Origin of the sequence: Spirulina subsalsa CS-330, assembly GCF_028330765.1 — a bacterium.
Lineage (GTDB): Bacteria > Cyanobacteriota > Cyanobacteriia > Cyanobacteriales > Spirulinaceae > Spirulina > Spirulina subsalsa_A.
The window spans coordinates 1-16,361 of sequence record NZ_JAQMTY010000151.1 but is presented as its reverse complement, the minus strand read 5'-3'; the positions used below and the strand labels follow the sequence as shown (position 1 = coordinate 16,361).

Annotated in this window: 16 protein-coding genes, 1 tRNA gene and 2 pseudogenes; 10 read left to right on the top strand and 9 right to left on the bottom strand. The window is 54.6% G+C overall.

Features of this window, described 5'->3' with window-relative positions; all coding sequences use genetic code 11:
* Nucleotides 1–141: 141 nt before the first annotated feature.
* From PN477_RS10325 to PN477_RS10315, 3 genes and pseudogenes are all read left to right on the top strand, one after another.
* Nucleotides 142–2,253: pseudogene (locus PN477_RS10325) on the top strand (DEAD/DEAH box helicase); the annotation flags it as partial.
* Nucleotides 2,254–2,292: 39 nt separating this feature from the next.
* Nucleotides 2,293–3,027: a lysophospholipid acyltransferase family protein gene (locus PN477_RS10320; RefSeq protein ID WP_272117514.1), complete on the top strand. Its 735-nt coding sequence runs from the start codon at nucleotides 2,293–2,295 to the stop codon at nucleotides 3,025–3,027.
* A 27-nt stretch (nucleotides 3,028–3,054) separates the two neighbouring features.
* Nucleotides 3,055–3,846: an alpha/beta fold hydrolase gene (locus PN477_RS10315; RefSeq protein WP_272117516.1), complete on the top strand. Its 792-nt coding sequence runs from the start codon at nucleotides 3,055–3,057 to the stop codon at nucleotides 3,844–3,846.
* 61 nt (nucleotides 3,847–3,907) lie between these two features.
* Here PN477_RS10315 and PN477_RS10310 read toward each other — a convergent pair whose 3' ends face one another.
* The 6 genes from PN477_RS10310 to PN477_RS10285 all read right to left on the bottom strand — a co-directional run bounded on the left by PN477_RS10310 (nucleotide 3,908) and on the right by PN477_RS10285 (nucleotide 8,606).
* Nucleotides 3,908–4,426 (bottom strand): SLOG cluster 4 domain-containing protein, encoded by a 519-nt coding sequence (locus PN477_RS10310; RefSeq protein WP_272117518.1) that lies wholly within the window; start codon nucleotides 4,424–4,426, stop codon nucleotides 3,908–3,910.
* Entirely contained in the window at nucleotides 4,423–5,202 is a 780-nt protein-coding gene (locus tag PN477_RS10305; protein ID WP_272117520.1) for an MBL fold metallo-hydrolase, read from the bottom strand. The genes PN477_RS10310 and PN477_RS10305 overlap by 4 nt, the downstream gene beginning before the upstream one ends.
* Nucleotides 5,203–5,214: 12 nt before the next feature.
* Nucleotides 5,215–6,177 carry a GDP-mannose 4,6-dehydratase gene (locus PN477_RS10300; RefSeq protein ID WP_272117521.1) on the bottom strand — a complete coding sequence of 321 codons (963 nt, stop codon included), beginning with the start codon at nucleotides 6,175–6,177 and terminating at the stop codon, nucleotides 5,215–5,217.
* A 92-nt stretch (nucleotides 6,178–6,269) separates the two neighbouring features.
* Nucleotides 6,270–6,590: a DUF6679 family protein gene (locus PN477_RS10295; RefSeq protein WP_272117523.1), complete on the bottom strand. Its 321-nt coding sequence runs from the start codon at nucleotides 6,588–6,590 to the stop codon at nucleotides 6,270–6,272.
* Between the two features lie 328 nt (nucleotides 6,591–6,918).
* A complete protein-coding gene (locus tag PN477_RS10290) occupies nucleotides 6,919–7,842 on the bottom strand; it encodes an alpha/beta fold hydrolase (protein WP_272117525.1) in 924 nt (307 codons plus the stop codon).
* Nucleotides 7,843–7,886: 44 nt separating this feature from the next.
* Nucleotides 7,887–8,606, bottom strand: a complete 720-nt coding sequence (locus tag PN477_RS10285) for a hypothetical protein (protein ID WP_072621318.1) — start codon at nucleotides 8,604–8,606, stop codon at nucleotides 7,887–7,889.
* 400 nt (nucleotides 8,607–9,006) lie between these two features.
* Here PN477_RS10285 and PN477_RS10280 point away from each other — a divergent pair, with 400 nt between their 5' ends.
* From PN477_RS10280 to PN477_RS10255, 6 genes are all read left to right on the top strand, one after another.
* Nucleotides 9,007–9,519 (top strand): GNAT family N-acetyltransferase, encoded by a 513-nt coding sequence (locus PN477_RS10280; protein ID WP_417158790.1) that lies wholly within the window; start codon nucleotides 9,007–9,009, stop codon nucleotides 9,517–9,519.
* Nucleotides 9,520–9,593: 74 nt separating this feature from the next.
* Nucleotides 9,594–9,667, top strand: a tRNA-Pro gene (locus PN477_RS10275).
* 373 nt (nucleotides 9,668–10,040) lie between these two features.
* Nucleotides 10,041–10,763: a Tic22 family protein gene (locus PN477_RS10270; protein ID WP_272147250.1), complete on the top strand. Its 723-nt coding sequence runs from the start codon at nucleotides 10,041–10,043 to the stop codon at nucleotides 10,761–10,763.
* 11 nt (nucleotides 10,764–10,774) lie between these two features.
* A complete protein-coding gene (prmC, locus tag PN477_RS10265; protein WP_272117531.1) occupies nucleotides 10,775–11,662 on the top strand; it encodes a peptide chain release factor N(5)-glutamine methyltransferase in 888 nt (295 codons plus the stop codon).
* A gap of 92 nt (nucleotides 11,663–11,754) precedes the next feature.
* A complete protein-coding gene (locus PN477_RS10260; RefSeq protein WP_272117533.1) occupies nucleotides 11,755–12,348 on the top strand; it encodes an L-threonylcarbamoyladenylate synthase in 594 nt (197 codons plus the stop codon).
* Between the two features lie 10 nt (nucleotides 12,349–12,358).
* On the top strand, nucleotides 12,359–13,165 hold the full coding sequence (locus PN477_RS10255) for a sensor histidine kinase (RefSeq protein ID WP_272117535.1): 807 nt from the start codon (nucleotides 12,359–12,361) through the stop codon (nucleotides 13,163–13,165).
* Nucleotides 13,166–13,217: 52 nt separating this feature from the next.
* On the opposite strand, the gene PN477_RS10250 is transcribed toward PN477_RS10255, so the two are convergent.
* Genes PN477_RS10250 through PN477_RS10240 form a run of 3 tightly spaced genes read right to left on the bottom strand, consistent with a single transcriptional unit; the run spans nucleotide 13,218 to nucleotide 15,729 of the window.
* Nucleotides 13,218–14,339 carry a beta-ketoacyl-ACP synthase gene (locus tag PN477_RS10250; protein ID WP_272117536.1) on the bottom strand — a complete coding sequence of 374 codons (1,122 nt, stop codon included), beginning with the start codon at nucleotides 14,337–14,339 and terminating at the stop codon, nucleotides 13,218–13,220.
* Nucleotides 14,340–14,345: 6 nt separating this feature from the next.
* Nucleotides 14,346–15,146: a peptidylprolyl isomerase gene (locus PN477_RS10245; protein WP_417158791.1), complete on the bottom strand. Its 801-nt coding sequence runs from the start codon at nucleotides 15,144–15,146 to the stop codon at nucleotides 14,346–14,348.
* A 16-nt stretch (nucleotides 15,147–15,162) separates the two neighbouring features.
* Nucleotides 15,163–15,729, bottom strand: coding sequence for a photosystem I assembly protein Ycf4 (locus PN477_RS10240; protein ID WP_272117540.1), 567 nt, complete (start codon nucleotides 15,727–15,729; stop codon nucleotides 15,163–15,165).
* Between the two features lie 302 nt (nucleotides 15,730–16,031).
* Here PN477_RS10240 and PN477_RS10235 point away from each other — a divergent pair.
* A pseudogene (locus PN477_RS10235) lies at nucleotides 16,032–16,361 on the top strand (hypothetical protein); the annotation flags it as partial.

Sequence of the window (16,361 nt, the reverse complement as noted above, 5' to 3'; positions counted from 1 at the left end):
GATAGCTTCGGCGTGGGCTTTAAGCTCGGCTTGGGTTTGGGTATCCATTAGGTTGTGTTTCGGGTTCTGATTCCATGATGCCGATTTTAGCTTGCTTCTCTCCTGAGCATTTATACTCATTGCATAACTGGGATGCACCCTCCGCATGTCCATTTGTTACCGGCGGGAGAGGGGTTAAAAGTGTCTCTATTGGTGCGTCCCTTTGCCGATGGCGGTTCCTACTATAAACCGGGTCAAGGTGGAACAACGGTGATCGCTGAAATTGAGGGCAAACGGTTACAAACCCGGCGGGATTTAAGTGCCGAAAAAAAGCAAGCTACGGCTGTCAAAAAGGCTTGCCCAATTTTGCAACAATACAAAGCCAAAAAAGGCGAATGGATCATTGAAGAACCGATCGATTGTTTAGCCTTATTGGTGCAATTGCAAGCCTTGGGCGATCGCGTCAGCATCGAATGGCCCGAAGGTGAAAAATTCCGCGTCTCGCGTCAGCTTGGCTTGGGAGATTTTAAATTTAATATTCGTCAAAAAAACGATTGGTTTGCGACCAGTGGTGAGGTGCAAATCAGCGACTCCCAAGTGTTAACGATGCAGCAACTGATGGCATTGTTAGACGAGTCCCCTGGTGAGTTTGTCCAGCTTTCCGATGGGCAGTTTTTAGCCCTCACCGAGGAATTTCGCAAACGCTTAGAAATGCTCAAGCGTTTGGCTGAACCCAAGGGGAAAGACCTGCGAATTAATGGTTTGGCGGCCTTGGCCCTTGATGGCATGGTGGACGATGTCGAGCAGCTAAAAGTCGATCAGGCCTGGAAACAACATATTCAGCACATCAAAGCCGCGCAACGCCTTGAACCCCAAGTCCCGGAGGATTTAAACGCCACCTTGCGAGATTACCAACTGGACGGGTTTACCTGGTTGGCACGGCTGGCGGCGTGGGGTGTGGGGGCCTGTCTGGCCGATGATATGGGCTTGGGGAAAACGCTGCAAGCGATCGCAGTCATCCTGACGCGCTGCGAGGCGGGGCCCACCTTAGCGATCGCGCCCACGTCGGTCTGTATGAACTGGATTAGTGAAGTAGAAAAATTTGCCCCCCGGTTACAGGTAAAAGTCTTCGGCAGTGGCGATCGACAACAGATGCTCGACAGCCTTGAACCCTGCGATCTCCTCGTGTGCAGTTATGGCTTACTCCAACAGGATGAAGTGGCTAAAATGCTCGCTCAGATTCAGTGGGAAACCATTGTCTTAGATGAAGCCCAAGCGATCAAAAATCAAGACACAAAACGTTCGCAAGCGGCGATGGCGTTGCAGGGAAACTTCAAGATCATTACCACCGGCACACCGATTGAGAATCACTTAGGTGAATTGTGGAACCTATTTCGCTTTATCAATCCTGGTTTATTAGGCTCCCTTGAGAGTTTTAATCAGCGGTTTGCCTATCCCATTGAACGGGATCAAAATGAAGATGCACGCAATACATTGCGGCGTTTAATTCAGCCGTTTATTTTACGACGCACCAAAGATACAGTCCTCAAAGAATTGCCCTCCCGCACAGAAGTCACCTTACAAGTAGAACTCAGTACCGAGGAAATGGCCTTTTATGAAGCCCTGCGCCGCGATGCGATCGATAAACTCACCGACAGTGATGCACCAGCGGGTCAAAAACATTTGCAAGTGTTGGCGGAAATTATGCGCTTGCGGCGGGCCTGTTGTCATCCCAAATTAGTACGCCCCGAATTGGGCATCCCCAGTGCCAAGCTCAAGCAGTTTGGCGAAACCTTAGCTGAATTACTCGACAACGATCATAAGGTGCTGGTGTTTAGTCAATTCGTCGATCATCTCACCATTCTTCGGGACTATCTCGATCGCCAAAACATCGCTTATCAATATCTCGACGGCAGCACCCCCGCCAAGCAACGCAAACAGCGAGTCGATGCGTTCCAGGATGGCGAAGGCGATGTGTTTTTAATTAGCCTCAAAGCGGGGGGGACGGGGCTGAATTTAACGGCGGCTGATTTTGTGATCCACATGGACCCCTGGTGGAATCCGGCGGTGGAAGATCAAGCCAGCGATCGCGCCCACCGCATCGGGCAACAACGTCCGGTTACGATCTATCGCCTCGTCGCCCAAGGCACCATTGAAGACAAAATTGTCGCCCTCCACCAAACCAAGCGCGACTTGGCCGATAGTTTGCTGGCCGGTGCTGATTTCAGCGGCAAAATTTCCACCGATGAATTGCTCTCGCTCATCCAGCAGTAGCATGGAGAGAATTAGAATTTGCCGCTGCATGGATCACCGATGGATCACCGTCTGTTTGCCGATTTTCCCCTATTGCTTTCCCAGGGCCTCCTCCGTGGCTGGGGGATTGCGTTGGAGGTGAAGCACGGCGATCGCTGTCCTCGGACGGGGCCAGTCTTGGTGATCAGTAACCATCGCAGTTTGCTCGATGCGCCGTTGATCATGGCGGCGATCGCCCGTCCGGTGCGGTTTGCCTGTCATCACTACATGAGCCAAGTGCCCCTGTTTAAAGACCTCGTGGCGGCCTACGGAGCCTTTCCCCTTGATGCCCCCCAGACCAATCCGCCCCAGTTTCGTCAGCAAGCGATCGCCTTCCTCCAAGCGGGGCAAGTGGTGGGACTCTTTCCCGAAGGGGGCGAGCCGATGGTGAACCTCACCCCACCCGAAGAGATGCAGGGGTTTCATCGCGGCTTTGCCCATCTGGCCTATCAAGCCCCCGTCCCCCTGGCGGTGCTGCCGATCGCGATCGCATCCCTGCGCGAAACCTGCAACCCCCGCTTTGCCCCCTTCTCCATCTTTCACGTTTTCGCCCCCAACGAACCCCTCTTTGATCGTCCCGGTTGGCATCCCTCGGTACAGTATCAGCAGGTCAAAATCACCGTTGGCCGCCCCCTTTGGATCACCCCCGAAACCCGCCAACAGTACCACGGTCGCGCCGGAGTCCGCCTCGCGAAAACCCTCACCCACACCTGTCATGCAGAAATCGCCCAACTGTTGCATGATAGTTATGCGTGACCCTGCCCCGTTGTTGATCCTGAACCCATGCCCCTTTCCGAGACTATCCAGCTTCTACGTCCCCTCCCCCCCCAACCCGATGCCCCCCTGTTGATCATCCTGCCGGGCATGGACGGCACGGGATCGCTCTACAAAAGTCAACTGGCCGGATTGCGTCCTTATTTTGATCCCTATTGTCTGCGGATTGACGCAGAGGATCGCACCCCTTGGCCAGATTTAGCAGCGGTGGTGACGGCTCAAGTTGAGACGGTGCGGGCGGGGCGATCGGTGTATCTGTGCGGGGAGTCGTTTGGGGCCTGTTTGGGGTTGCAGATGGTGGTGCAAGAGCCGCAATTGTGCGATCGCCTCATTCTCATCAATGCGGCAACGGCGTTTCAATCCCCCCTAGGCACGTCCTGGGCTATGGAACTGTTGCGCCATTTCCCGACGGCGCTTTACCATGTGGCAACTTTGGGGCTGTTGCCGTTTTTAATTACAGAGCATCGTGTGCCGGACTATAACCGTCATGATTTGATCGCAGCGATGCAGGCGGCAACCCCCGGCGGGGCAGCGTGGCGGGTGACGTTACTGAGCGAGTTTGACCTGAGCGCGGCGCAACTCCAGACCATTCAAACCCCGACCTTGGCCATTGGTGCGGGGCGCGATCGCCTCCTCCCCTCTGCCCAAGAAGCCCAACGTCTCGCCACCCTCATCCCCCAAGCCCAAGCCCACATCCTGCCCGACAGTGGCCACACCTGTCTCCTGGAACCCACGGTGCAACTGGTGGACATGCTGCGGGACTATCATTATTTGCCCGAAACCGCCCCACTACCGGCCTAAGCTCTGGAAGCGTTTCCGCCAACCGCCAAAATCTTCAGATATTTTCAGCCACGATGCTGCACTAGGGAGAAGAATCGGGAGGATCTTGAGGGGGCATCAGCAGGGTCTGGAGTTCCCGGATCGCATCGTCTACGGTCGCAGCGATTTTCAGTTGCACCCCGCCATATTGTTGAAAGAAGGCGATCGCTGTAGGATTACACCCCAACAGAATCACCGATTTACCATTTTTCAGGGCTAACGCCACTTCCGAGGCTGTCCCCAACCCCATCCCACAGGCAACGATCGCATCGGACGATAAAACATTAATGTTATTGCGCCCATAGCCCAGATCGGTATTAATCACCACCTCAACATTGGGGTCGGCGAGGGTGCGATCGCGCCCCGGCAAAATGCCAATCGTCAGGCCCCCGGCCTGCTTTGCCCCCCGATTCACCGCCGCCATCACACCACTGGGTCGCCCCCCCGTTAACACCGCCCAGCCCTCAGACGCGATCGCCCGCCCCAAGGCCCCGGCCAGTTCACAATCCGCCGCCGTCGCCCCTGCCCCTGGCCCCATCACGCCCACCACACGCCCTCTCATGGGGATGCCACCTGGGAAGAGAGGGGGATGGGGGTGCGATCGCCCGGTGTCGGTTCAAGCACTTGGGTGGTGAGGTTGTGGGCTTGGAGGGCGGCTTGGAAGGCTGCGATCGTGCCGTTGCTTTGCAAAATGTTGGTCAGGAATCCCGTAGCTACCACATCCCCCCCGGCGGCTGTGGGGAGAATGAATTGGGGTGTGACCGCCTGCGCCAGGGGCAGCGCCGTGCTCGCACCTTGAATGAATGCACCCAGGAGCGGCAGTTTCAAATCGATCAATGGCGTAATCACCACATCAATCGGGCCGCTGTCTTGCACAGTTGCAGAATGCATCCCGTGGGGTTCGTAGTAGAGTCGCTGCTGGGTGGCGGGGTTCGTGATCACGTAGCCGTTTTCCGTCACCATGGGGCCGAGGGCTGCACCGGGGACGGCTTGGATCTGGAGGCGATCGCCCTGCCAGGTTTCCCCCGGTTTTAAGGCGGTGATCGTCGAGTAGCCCAGCTTTGCCACGACCTGAGCCGCTGTCGGAGATGCGATCACGGGAATGGCGCGATCGCACTGTGCCAACGTCGGCGGATGGGCATGATCTTCAATGCCTTGGGAGAGCAAAATTAGGTCAATATGCTCCGGGATGGGGCGGGGCGATCGCCGTTCCGTCTTAAAAAACCAGGGCGCATTGCCAAACACCAACGGCCCCACAAACCACGGATCAACCAAAATCCGCAACTCGGCCCACTCAATCAACCAACTATTGACATCTAAATACGTTAAATACAACATGCTTTGTTTCGATCAGGTTTGCAACAACTCCAGATCATGCTTTACCATCACTTCCACAAGGCGATTAAACGAATGCTCCGGTTGCCAGTTTAGTTTTTGGCGGATTTTGTCAATACAGCCCACCAACTGCACCGGCTCATCGGGGCGATAAAACGCCGGATCAACCGATACATACTGCTCCCAATTGAGGCCCACAGCGTCAAAGGCACAAGCCACCAAATCCCGCACGGAATGGGTCGTGCCGCTGCCGATAATATAATCATCCGGCTCATCTTGTTGCATCATCAACCACATCGCCTGCACCGCATCGGGGGCATAGCACCAATCCCGCCGCGCATCTAAATTTCCCAGTTGTAACGAATCCGCGAGGCCGAGTTTAATCTTGGCGGCTCCTTGGGTAATTTTGCGAAACACAAATTCCGAGCCTCGGCGGGGGGATTCGTGGGTGTAGGTGATGCCGCAACAGGTGTAGAGGTTGTAATGTTGGCGGTAATTAACCGTCAGCCAGTGGGCGTAGGTTTTGGCCGTTCCGTAGGGGTTGCGGGGGCGAAAGGCGGTTTCTTCGGTTTGAGGGGATTCGGCGGGCTGGCCAAAGACTTCACTGCTGGAGGCTTGGTAAAAGCGGGCATCGGGTTTACAGCGCCGAATGGAATCGAGTAACCGCGCCACCCCTAGGCCGGTGTATTCAGCGGTGAGGGACGGCTGAGTCCAAGACAGGGGGACATAGCTTTGGGAGGCGAGGTTATAGATTTCATCGGGTTGGGACGCATCGATCGCATCCATCAAGGACGGCTGATCGAGCAAATCCCCCGGCAAAATATCCACCGCACTGAGGAGGTGGCTAATCCGTTGGAGGTTGCTCGAACTCGAACGCCGCACGAGGCCGAACACCTTGTAATCCTGAGCCAGCAAAAACTCGGCCAAGTAGGAACCATCTTGACCGGTAAGGCCGGTAATTAATGCCGTTTTCCGCATGTCGTGATCAGAGGTCTAGAATCGAGAATGAGGGAAAAATCGGGATTGCGATCGCTAAACCCCCAGCAAAGCCATGGGGATATGCCAGCGTCTTATCCCGATGTTTTGTCATGCCCTTCTTTAGAATTAGGGTGGATCTGTTCCGCTTCATGGCAATCATCAGAAACGAGAATCTCGGTATTGCCCCGAGGGACAGAGGCTAGCTTCTGGGAAATGGCACCAATACTTTCAAGGCGCACCATCTCTTCCCAGGAACTGACTTCCTCGTCTTCATCTGTTTCATACCGAATCGTCACCAGATCGCCTTCAATATCGACAATGTGAGCCGGTTCGATCCATCGTTGTTGATCCCGCAAGAACACACTAACTTCTCGACCATCTGCACACAATTGATAAATCTTGCGGTGTAGCATAGGTGACCTCTCCCAAGCAATTTCTGTATGTTGAGCTTTTGTTTATGAATCATGGCAATGGCAACACAGCAGCCATTCCGTCTGTACCGGACATCATACATTGCTAGGCAGTTTAACGTAGAACGATGGTAAACCCTCACAATCCTATGGCCAGTTTCAGGAATGTCTGAATCGTGATTGTCCACAGTCAGAGCATTCCATCGTTAGGGGATTGCACTCGAATATCCATGAATTGACGCGACGGAGTTGGTGTTACAGCGCAGCTAGACGACAGCCCGTATAGCGGCCATTGTGCCACACTCTCGCCCTTCTGTTGCCCCCGATCGCATCATTCTTCACAGGCGATCGCCGGATCGGAAATGGCCGCCGGGGGAGCACCGGCATCCCCATGATGGCGCATCAAAATATCGAGAATATGCCGATAAACAATCGGGGTTTGCTCCACCATCGACAGATGCCCACAATCGGGAATTTCAATCACATTGTCCCGCTGCTGTTGAAAACACCCATGAAAACTCGCCAAATGGCGGACATACTGTAGCTCCATCACTTGATCTTGCTGTCCGGCCAGAAAATACACCGGTTGGGACAATCGAGCCACCAATTGGGGAAGACGATGCACCTCCGTTTCCGTGGTGGTTTCGAGCAAAGCCCCCAGCGCCGCAGCGCGATCGGCCCGGACAAAATCTAACAGCCGCTGTCGTCCCCAATGGCGTTGGAGCGATCGCGCCACCATCATCCGCGCAAACACCCAATCCAACCCCGGCACACAGGTCAGCCACCGCGCCCGATACTTCACAATCTGCTGCCCCGCCTGACGAAACCGCTCAAACTCCTCCTTTAAAAAAATTCCCCCCCCCGAATTGAGGCAAATCACCCCCCGCACCCGCTGCGCATCACACTTCGCCCCCCACAGCGCAATACTGCCCCCCAACGAATGACCAATACACCACACCTCCCGCAGCTCAAGATGATCCAACAACGCCATCAAATCACGAGCATAGGCCTGGAGCGTATACGCCGGTTGCTCCCCAGACTCTGAACCGACCGAACCCCGCCCCGCCGACCGACCAAACCCCCGCAAATCGTACAGCAAACAAGCATAATCCCCCGACAACTCCTCCACCAAGGGCCGCCAATATTCGCAACTCAACAACCAGCCATGGATAAACACCAAAACTGGCCGATTTGGATTCGATGCAGGGGTAAATTCGTAGGTATGCGAAACCCCAAAAAGCTCAATGGTTTCCATAGCGATATCCTAGCCCGAAGGCTTCCCCCGAGTCTAGAAACCTGCTACTCTCCAAGCAATCGCTGTCGCACACTCTCGGCAATCTTTTGCCCCAGATATTCCGGAATCAAACTCTCATTGGGGCCCAGCAAATACAAAATCAAGCGAGTTCGCCCCCGCCACACCAACAAATTTGCATTCACCACCAGCAAATCCTCTTGCCAAATGGCATACATCACCTTATAGAACAAACCCGGCTGGTTATCCGCCTCAATCAGCAACGCGGGCAAGTGAAACACCGGATCAACATAAAACTCCGTCTCCACCTGCTCTAGCCCCGCATCCAGATTAAACTCCACCGCCAACATTTCTTCCACTTCAAACCGGCCCGCTAACGCCTCCCGAATCGCACGACAGACATTATCCGCCGTCTTATCGGACAGGGCCTTATTCCCCCGTGACACCACGAGCTTAATGAACACCAACATAGGCGGCTTAATCTGGCCGTACAGATTCAGGCTGTGAATTGTTAATCCATAGGCCGCTAAAACGCCGAAAATATCACTCAGGAGGAAAGACTGGTTACGATAGGCAAAGTGGAGAGCACTTTTAGAACCCTCAGGGCGCACTTCAATAATGGCCAGCTTGTTCCGGTAGAGACGGTAGGCGAGTCGTAGATTTTGCAGTTGAATTTCACTGCTTACGAATTGTTCGTAAAACTGCGGAAACGCTTGGTTGAATCGTTTTAGAAGGCTGAGAGTGGATGGTTTTAAACCCGCCGCCATAGTCGTCTCGATCGCCGTAAAGGGAACATGATGAGGATTCCAGACACGTTCATCATCTCAATAGCATCAGTCTAGTCTAAACAACACCATCGACGGAGTCCGGAATTTCGGGGGCACAGCCGGGACATTGGGGCCGCTAAAATGCCCAGTCTCAGCACCGGGATGGAGAAGCTCAGACTCTAGGCTCAGTATAAGTGTCGAGAGTCTGTCAATTATGCTATCATCTTGCCTATTGCGTCCTGTCCAAATCCAGATCATCACCAAAACATTGACGGTGTTGATGTCTGTGAAACAGAATGTGCTGCGTGATTCTCCTAAAATCAAGCTGCACAGGCTGAACGAGGTAAGACCACGACGAATAAATCGTACAATTAGGCATTGATCAATCTGCCACATTGGCATGGGTTTTTGGAAAAGTTTATTTAGCCAGTCAGATTCTGTTGCGACGCCTCAACGTCCTAATCCTGTTGAGGCTGTGGGGGTTATTCCTCAAGAGTCGCGGGTTGTGTTCAGCACTGAGCGTGAACTTGATTTGTACGAGTTGGAAGAGTTGTGTGATGCGGTGGGATGGTCTCGTCGCCCCCTACGGAAGGTCAAAAAGGCGATTCAGAATAGCTTTTTGGTGGTGTCGATGTGGGAGCAGCGCGGGGCCAAGCGGCGTTTAATTGGTTTTGCACGGGCGACCTCTGACCATGCCTTTAATGCCACGATTTGGGATGTGGTGGTGCATCCGGACTATCAGAGTCGGGGGTTAGGGAAGGCGCTGATGCGCTATACCCTTAAGAAACTGCGGGGTGAGGATATCAGTAATATTACGCTGTTTGCTGATCCCCATGTGGTGGATTTTTATCGTCGCTTGGGCTTCATTCTCGATCCGGAGGGGATTAAGGGGATGTTTTGGTATCCGGATTAACGGTAGAGGTGGGAAGTTGCTAGGCAAGGTTGAAGGTGATTCGCTATACTGTTCACGTTAGAGTGAAATGATTACGGGATGTAGCGCAGCTTGGTAGCGCGCCTGCTTTGGGAGCAGGATGTCGCAGGTTCAAATCCTGTCATCCCGATTTTTAATATTGAATGGGAACTGCTGAGTTGGGGATCGATTCTGCTGTCCTTTTGAGGGGTTCGGGTTGATTCTGGCAGGGGGGAGACGGAACATTCTGAGGGGGGGTAGGTCTGAGTAGATGAAGGCAATGCTGCCTTATTTTGATGATTTGGGTGGGTCGTTGCTGATGGGATCGTGATGCTGAAATAATGTGTTTAGTTTTGCAGGTTGCATGATCTATCTGAGATGGACGGGCAGGAAACTGACACAGGAAAAGGGTACGATCGCAAGCAATTCTTTACTGTAAATATCACGTTACTGAATTTTATTTCGTCCTGAAGCTAAGAAGAATGAAGAGGATTTCCATGAACAAAAGATTGATGCGCTGGGTTATGTCAATGGGGTTGGTGGGTTCGACCCTCCTGTCTGCGATCGCACCGGCTTTAGCCTTGACCCCGGCTGAAATTGAAGAGCGCCTCGAAGCGATTCCGGTGTTTACTGTCACTGATGAAAATGGTGCGCCCCTCGTCGCCCGTGTGGAAAATCAACTGTTTGCCGGGGTCTTTATCGATCCGAATGATGCGGATGCCTTTCGCCAACGGGTTCTAGCCGGTAATGGTAATTTCAACGGCGAGGTGCAGGTGATTCCGGTATCGATGAAGGAAATCTACACCATTGAGCGTCAACGGATGCTCGCCGCCCAAAATGGCGGTGTGTCTGAAGATGATGTGGATTTTGTCTATATTCCCGATCAACGAGAGGTGGAGCTAGCCCAAACGCTGTTACCGGCGGATCGTGAACTGCAAGGCGTGCCCCTGTTCGCGGTGCGGGTGAACGATCCCGCCAATGTGGCCAATAGTGTTTATCTCACCTTGGAACAGGAAAATGGCGAGCCGATTGTCCCCTTCTATTTTTCTAAGCAACAGGCCGATGCCTTGGCCCAACGCTACCGGGAAAGTTCAGCGTTACCCGCGAACTCGGATCAAGTGACGATTGAAGTCAGCACCCTTGAACTGATCTTGGCTAATTGGGAACGGAGTAACCAACCGGGCTTGCAGCAAATTTTCTTGGTGCCATCGAGTGAAGCCCTCCAACGGGTGAACGCTGGCAATTAAGCAAAAAGGCGATGATCACTGGACAAGACCTTTGGGATTGGCAGCAGCAGGCGAAACAAACGGCTGCTGCTGTTTCTGTTGATCCGGGGGAAGTGGATTGGCTGTTGCAGGGGTTGATTGGCTTGGATCGGTTGAGTTTGCGATTGGGAACCTATCGGGGGCAGGGGGCGATCGCAACACAGTGGGATCGGGCAGCGTTGGATCGGCTGTGGCAACAACGGCTAGAGGCGCGAGTGCCGGTGCAATATTTAGCGGGGCAGATGGTGTGGCGACATTTGCGGCTCATGGTGGGGCCGGCGGTGTTGATTCCCCGCCCGGAAACGGAGCTGATGATTGAGATTGCCTGTGAACAGGTGGCGCAATCTTCCCCGTTAGCAACGGGGGTTTGGGTGGATTTGGGCACGGGGAGCGGTGCGATCGCGCTCGGATTGGCCCAGGCGTTGCCGGGGGCGATCGTTCATGGGGTGGATTGCAGCGCGGCGGCCTTGGCGATCGCCCGTCAGAATGGCGAATTGAATGGTTTGAGCGATCGCGTCACCTGGCATCACGGCCCATGGTGGCATCCCTTGCACCATCAAGCCGGAACCATCGCCGCCATGGTATCCAATCCCCCCTACATTCCCAGCCGCGACCTGGCCCAATTACAGCCCGAAGTTCGCGACCACGAACCCCATCTCGCCCTCGATGGGGGAGATGACGGCTTAACCGCCCTGCGCCATCTCATCACCACTGCCCCCCAGTTCCTCAAACCCGATGGACTGTGGCTGGTGGAATTAATGGCGGGCCAAGCTCCCACCGTGGCGGATCTCCTCCGGGCCCAGGGGCAGTATCACCGCATTCAACTTTATTCCGACCTCGCCGGAATTGAGCGATTTGTCCTCGCCTATACCCTGCCCTAATGGGGATTTAACCAGATTCTGGGGGATTTAGATGGGACTGCTGCTCGATCTAGATACAATGGATTAGCTATTTTTCTGGTGCGAATTGCTGTATGTATGTTTCCTCTCTCGCCACCTTAACGCAATGGGTTCAAGCCGGGGATGTGATCACCTTTCCGACGGATACAGTGCCCGCCTTGGCAACCTTGCCCCACCATGGCCAGAAAATTTTTGACACGAAGCAGCGAGCCGCTGATAAGCCGCTGATTCTTTTGGGGGCGGCGTGGGAGGATTTTTTACCCTATCTGGCGGGGACGGCGGCAGAACGGGAGCAATGGCGAGCGATCGCCGCCCACCATTGGCCCGGCCCCTTAACCCTCGTCCTCCCTGCAACGGATGCAGTTCCCCGCGCCATGAACCCCCAGCAGCCCGGCACGATCGGCATCCGCATTCCTGCCCAGGATTTCGCCCTCGACCTCCTGCGCCAAACCCAACCCCTCGCCACCACCAGCGCCAATCGATCCGGTTCACCACCCTTGACCACCTTAGCGGCCATTCATGAGGCCTTTCCCGCCGTCGGCGTGCCGGGCCCGGAGCTTTTACCCACCACTGATGCGTTGGGGAGTGGACAACCGTCAACTGTTGCAAAATGGATACAGAACGATTGGCAGATTCTGCGTCAAGGTAGCATCGTTTTAAGCCACTGACACAATTAACATGGATGATCTTCAGACTATCGAGTCTCTTTCTGCCGATTTAGCGACGATGACCCTAGCCTATGGACAGGCCATTCATCTAGGGCAACTCAAGGGCGGGTTTCTTGCCCGTACATCCCATGAACTCCGCGCCCCCCTCAGTAGCATAATGGGGTTACATCAATTAATTTTGTCGGATCTTTGTGAAAATCCCGAAGAAGAGCGCGAGTTTATCCGGCAAGCCCACGAAGCAGCACAGAAACTCCTGAAGTTATTGGATGAAATCATCTACGTGTCCAAACTCGACTATGGCGCGAACCGGATCGAAGTTCATCCCCTGGCGATTCCAACGGTGTTCGCTGGGATTGAGCGACTGACGCACCTGTTGGCGACGAATCGGGGCTATGGCTTAACGATTCCGGACATTGATGACGAAATCTACATCATGGCCGATGAGAAAAAATTTGTGCAGGCGATCGCGAATGTGATGAGTGCAGCGATCGCCCTGATGCAAGAAGGCGAGTTATCCCTCAGCCTTGAACCCCACGCCGAAACCGTTGATTTCGTCTTACAGATTCGGTCTCCCCAAACCATTTGGGAAACAGATTCCCTCGAAGCTCCGTTACCCCCCCTCGCCACCGCAGCGGCAGGCTATGCCTTACCCACCCCTCTCCCCTCGGCGGCCATGACCTTTACTCTCAGCAAAACCCTGATTCAACATATGGCGGGGGCAATGACCCTTGAAGCCACACCCGCCGCCGGTGATGCCCTCACCCAAATTCGTTTTCAAATGCCCGTCGCTGCACCAGAGCCGGAATTTCTGGATTGATTGTCTCTTCACCGTTTCCAGGTCATTAGCCTTTTTTTAACGATTGAGACGATCACTCCGGAACCGAGAGGATCACGGCGGCGTTTTGGCCACCGAAGCCAAAACTAAGGCAGAGGGTGTGATCAATCGGGGCGGGGGTGGCCTGACGGATGAGATGGAGGGCGGGAAAGGCAGAGTCTCGCAGGCCGACGCAGGGGGGGAGGGTTTGCGATCGCATCGCCAACGCACAAACCGCCACCCCCAACGCGCCCGATGCCCCCAACGTATGACCCGTCGCCCCCTTCGTTGAACTAATCGGGAGGGTGGGGGGAAAGAGTTGCGCAATCACCGCTGCTTCCTGGAGATCATTCCGGTGGGTGCTGGTGCCGTGGGCATGGAGATAGCTAATCTGGTGGGGGGTCAACTGGGCCCGATGTAAGCAGTGGTGAATCGCTTGGCGTGCCCCGTGACCGCTGGGATCGGGGGCGCTGACATGGTGGGCATCGGCGGTGAAGCCAATGCCGCGAATTTCGGCGTAGATCGGGGCGTGACGGGCAGCAGCGATCGCCGTTGATTCCAAACAGAACAGCGCCCCCCCTTCCCCTAGGGCCAAGCCTTCCCGGTGGCGATCGAAGGGATAGCAGCCGGTTTGAGCCAATGCGCCCATCTTGGCAAACCCGGCGAGGGTGAGGGGGGTAATCGGGGCTTCCACGGCTCCGACGATGACGCGATCGCACTCACCCCGCTGAATAAGGCGATAGCCTTGGGCGATCGCCCATAACCCCGTCGCACAGGCGGCCATGGGAGCCTGCACCGGGCCGCGACTGTGCAGCATCGCAGCGGTGTGCCAAGCCGCCGCATCCAGGCCGTGGGTTTGCCAGCTTAAGGACTGCGATCGCGCCCCACCTGCCGCTTCCCAATCCCCCTGACAGCCCCGACTCGACCCCACCACCACCCCACAATCTGGCAGCGGTAGCTCTAATTGCGCATCGGCGACAACATCAGCAATCAGGGGGGGCAACAACTCGGTTAACCGGTGCGGAGTCGGGCCAATCATCGCTAAGGGAGCCGGCGGCAATACAGAAAACGGCTGAATGGGGTGAATGGCAGATTCACCCCGCAGCAGCCGTTGCCAAGTTTGGCAGTGATTTCCCAACGCAGACGATACCCCAATGCCGGTAATCACCACACCCATGGCGGGTTAGGGTTGTTGGAGGTTTTCCAAGCCTTCGGTCACTGTCGCGGTTTGAATGCGATCGCCTTGTTCAATGCCATCCACCACATCCATCCCCTCAGTCACTTGACCAAAGACAGCATAACTCCCATCCAAAAACGACAGGTCATCCAGGGCAAAGTAGAACTGGGCCGAGGCTGAATCCGGCATTTGTGAGCGAGCCATGGCGATCGCGCCTCGGGTATGCTTCAACTCTGGCCCCGTCGCACCAGAAAGCACCGTACTGTAGGTCGGTTCCGATGCCCCAGCCGGGGTAATTTCCAACGGAATATAGCGGGGTTTCCCGGTATCCGGATCAACAAAACTCCCCGTCCCTAAACGGCTCGCGGGAAAATTCGGATCTTTGCCCTGGGGGTCTCCGCCTTGGGCAACAAAGGGTTGGGGTTGAGTCACCACGCGGTGAAACACCAAATTGTCGTAAACCCCCCGCTGCACGAGATCCACAAAATTACCCGCAGTAATGGGGGCCTTGTCTCCATCAATTGCGATCGTGATCGGTTGATCATTCACCGTCATCACAACCGTTGCCTTGCCATTTAGTCTGGGTAAATCACTCATATCATTACTAGATTGTTCTGTAATTGTGCCGGTTTCGGCTGGGGTCGAATCGGCAGTCGTCTCACTGGCGCTGGTGGCGGCGGCAGTCGATAGTGTTTCTGAACTTGAGGGCGACGTAGTGGTCGGGGTGCTACACCCCACCATGAAAAGGGCCGTGAAGAGCACCGCCCACATCATGACCCACCGTTGTTGTCTGAACCAAACAGTCATCATCAGCTTTCAGTGTTTAGAGGCCTTCAAGGGGAACATCCAAAAAGCGAGCCAAGGCAGCCCCTTGGTTTTCCAATTGGGACAGGCTTAAGGGTTCGCCCACACGGGTTAGGGGAAGATCGCGGCTGGCCTTGACCCGCAGGTAAAGGGCACGTTTGGGGTTGAGTCCTTCGCGAATTTCAGCGCGGATCGCTTGCACATCATCAAGGGCATAGGTGATGTTGATCTGACGATTTTTGCCAGGGAATCCCCACCGGAAGATCGTCACTTGCTGTGCTACCTTGTCGAATTCGTTATACCCCCCTCCGACATCCAGGATAAACATAATGCCTTGGTAAAGGGCAATGAAGCTGCCAATCACGCCATAGAACAGGAGGGCAATCCCCTGGGGAATGAAAACTAATTGGGTCGTATCCGTGACGGGTAATAGGTTTTTGTGCAGATAGCTCGATAGGCCAGCCAGGAAAAAACCGATGCCACCAATGGCTGAAATAACCGCCCAAAAGATGTTGCTGATCCGGCGAGAGCCTAGCACTGTTTGCCGCAGGACTGACTCTGAGGGGGATGATATCGATGCGGTCATGAAACCAAATTTCTCAAAGATGCTATGGGGTTAGAGTCCAATTCTACCATTGGATCTGATCTGTGCTGGGGTCGGTGTATCCGAAGACTGTTTTTGGTGCCGGGGGAGGCGGAATGGTAGATTTCTGAGGAATGATGTGTCAATTTGTAAAATTTTCGGTAATAATGTTTTAAGTGCGGGAAAACCGAACCTCTGTTCAGGCTAACCGCATAGAGCAGTTCCCTATTGAACTGGCTGCACTGTTTAAAAACACAGATCTGAAGAGTTGGAGATTTTAGTCTCAACTAAACGATCGACTCTGCTTGCGCTCCGCATTGTTATGGGGTTACCTGCGCAACTCGTACCTGTTGATTTGTGTCTTAATCAGCCCGATTTTTGAGCTGACGCTGATCGGCGCGCTGAGGGGTAAATCACCTAAAGTTGCGATCGCAAGCGGCCCAATTTATAGGAATCTTGCCTTTAATTCACCAAGCAAGAGGATTTTTGAATTTATGACCATAGCTGTTGGAAGAACACAAGAGCGAGGCTGGTTTGACTCAGTGGATGACTGGCTCAAGCGCGATCGCTTCGTCTTCATCGGATGGTCTGGTTTGCTACTGTTCCCCTGCGCCTACATGGCCCTGGGCGGTTGG

Excerpts from the sequence above, each read along its gene's own strand:
- PN477_RS10255 (WP_272117535.1), top strand. The coding sequence starts at position 12,359 with ATGGATGATCTTCAGACTATCGAGTCTCTTTCTGCCGATTTAGCGACG.
- PN477_RS10285 (WP_072621318.1), bottom strand. The coding sequence starts at position 8,606 with ATGGCGGCGGGTTTAAAACCATCCACTCTCAGCCTTCTAAAACGATTC.
- PN477_RS10280 (WP_417158790.1), top strand. The coding sequence starts at position 9,007 with ATGGGTTTTTGGAAAAGTTTATTTAGCCAGTCAGATTCTGTTGCGACG.
- PN477_RS10290 (WP_272117525.1), bottom strand. The coding sequence starts at position 7,842 with ATGGAAACCATTGAGCTTTTTGGGGTTTCGCATACCTACGAATTTACC.
- PN477_RS10310 (WP_272117518.1), bottom strand. The coding sequence starts at position 4,426 with ATGAGAGGGCGTGTGGTGGGCGTGATGGGGCCAGGGGCAGGGGCGACG.
- PN477_RS10240 (WP_272117540.1), bottom strand. The coding sequence starts at position 15,729 with ATGACCGCATCGATATCATCCCCCTCAGAGTCAGTCCTGCGGCAAACA.
- PN477_RS10315 (WP_272117516.1), top strand. The coding sequence starts at position 3,055 with ATGCCCCTTTCCGAGACTATCCAGCTTCTACGTCCCCTCCCCCCCCAA.
- PN477_RS10295 (WP_272117523.1), bottom strand. The coding sequence starts at position 6,590 with ATGCTACACCGCAAGATTTATCAATTGTGTGCAGATGGTCGAGAAGTT.
- PN477_RS10300 (WP_272117521.1), bottom strand. The coding sequence starts at position 6,177 with ATGCGGAAAACGGCATTAATTACCGGCCTTACCGGTCAAGATGGTTCC.
- PN477_RS10270 (WP_272147250.1), top strand. The coding sequence starts at position 10,041 with ATGTCAATGGGGTTGGTGGGTTCGACCCTCCTGTCTGCGATCGCACCG.
- PN477_RS10260 (WP_272117533.1), top strand. The coding sequence starts at position 11,755 with ATGTATGTTTCCTCTCTCGCCACCTTAACGCAATGGGTTCAAGCCGGG.
- PN477_RS10245 (WP_417158791.1), bottom strand. The coding sequence starts at position 15,146 with ATGACTGTTTGGTTCAGACAACAACGGTGGGTCATGATGTGGGCGGTG.
- prmC (WP_272117531.1), top strand. The coding sequence starts at position 10,775 with ATGATCACTGGACAAGACCTTTGGGATTGGCAGCAGCAGGCGAAACAA.
- PN477_RS10250 (WP_272117536.1), bottom strand. The coding sequence starts at position 14,339 with ATGGGTGTGGTGATTACCGGCATTGGGGTATCGTCTGCGTTGGGAAAT.
- PN477_RS10320 (WP_272117514.1), top strand. The coding sequence starts at position 2,293 with ATGGATCACCGTCTGTTTGCCGATTTTCCCCTATTGCTTTCCCAGGGC.
- PN477_RS10305 (WP_272117520.1), bottom strand. The coding sequence starts at position 5,202 with ATGTTGTATTTAACGTATTTAGATGTCAATAGTTGGTTGATTGAGTGG.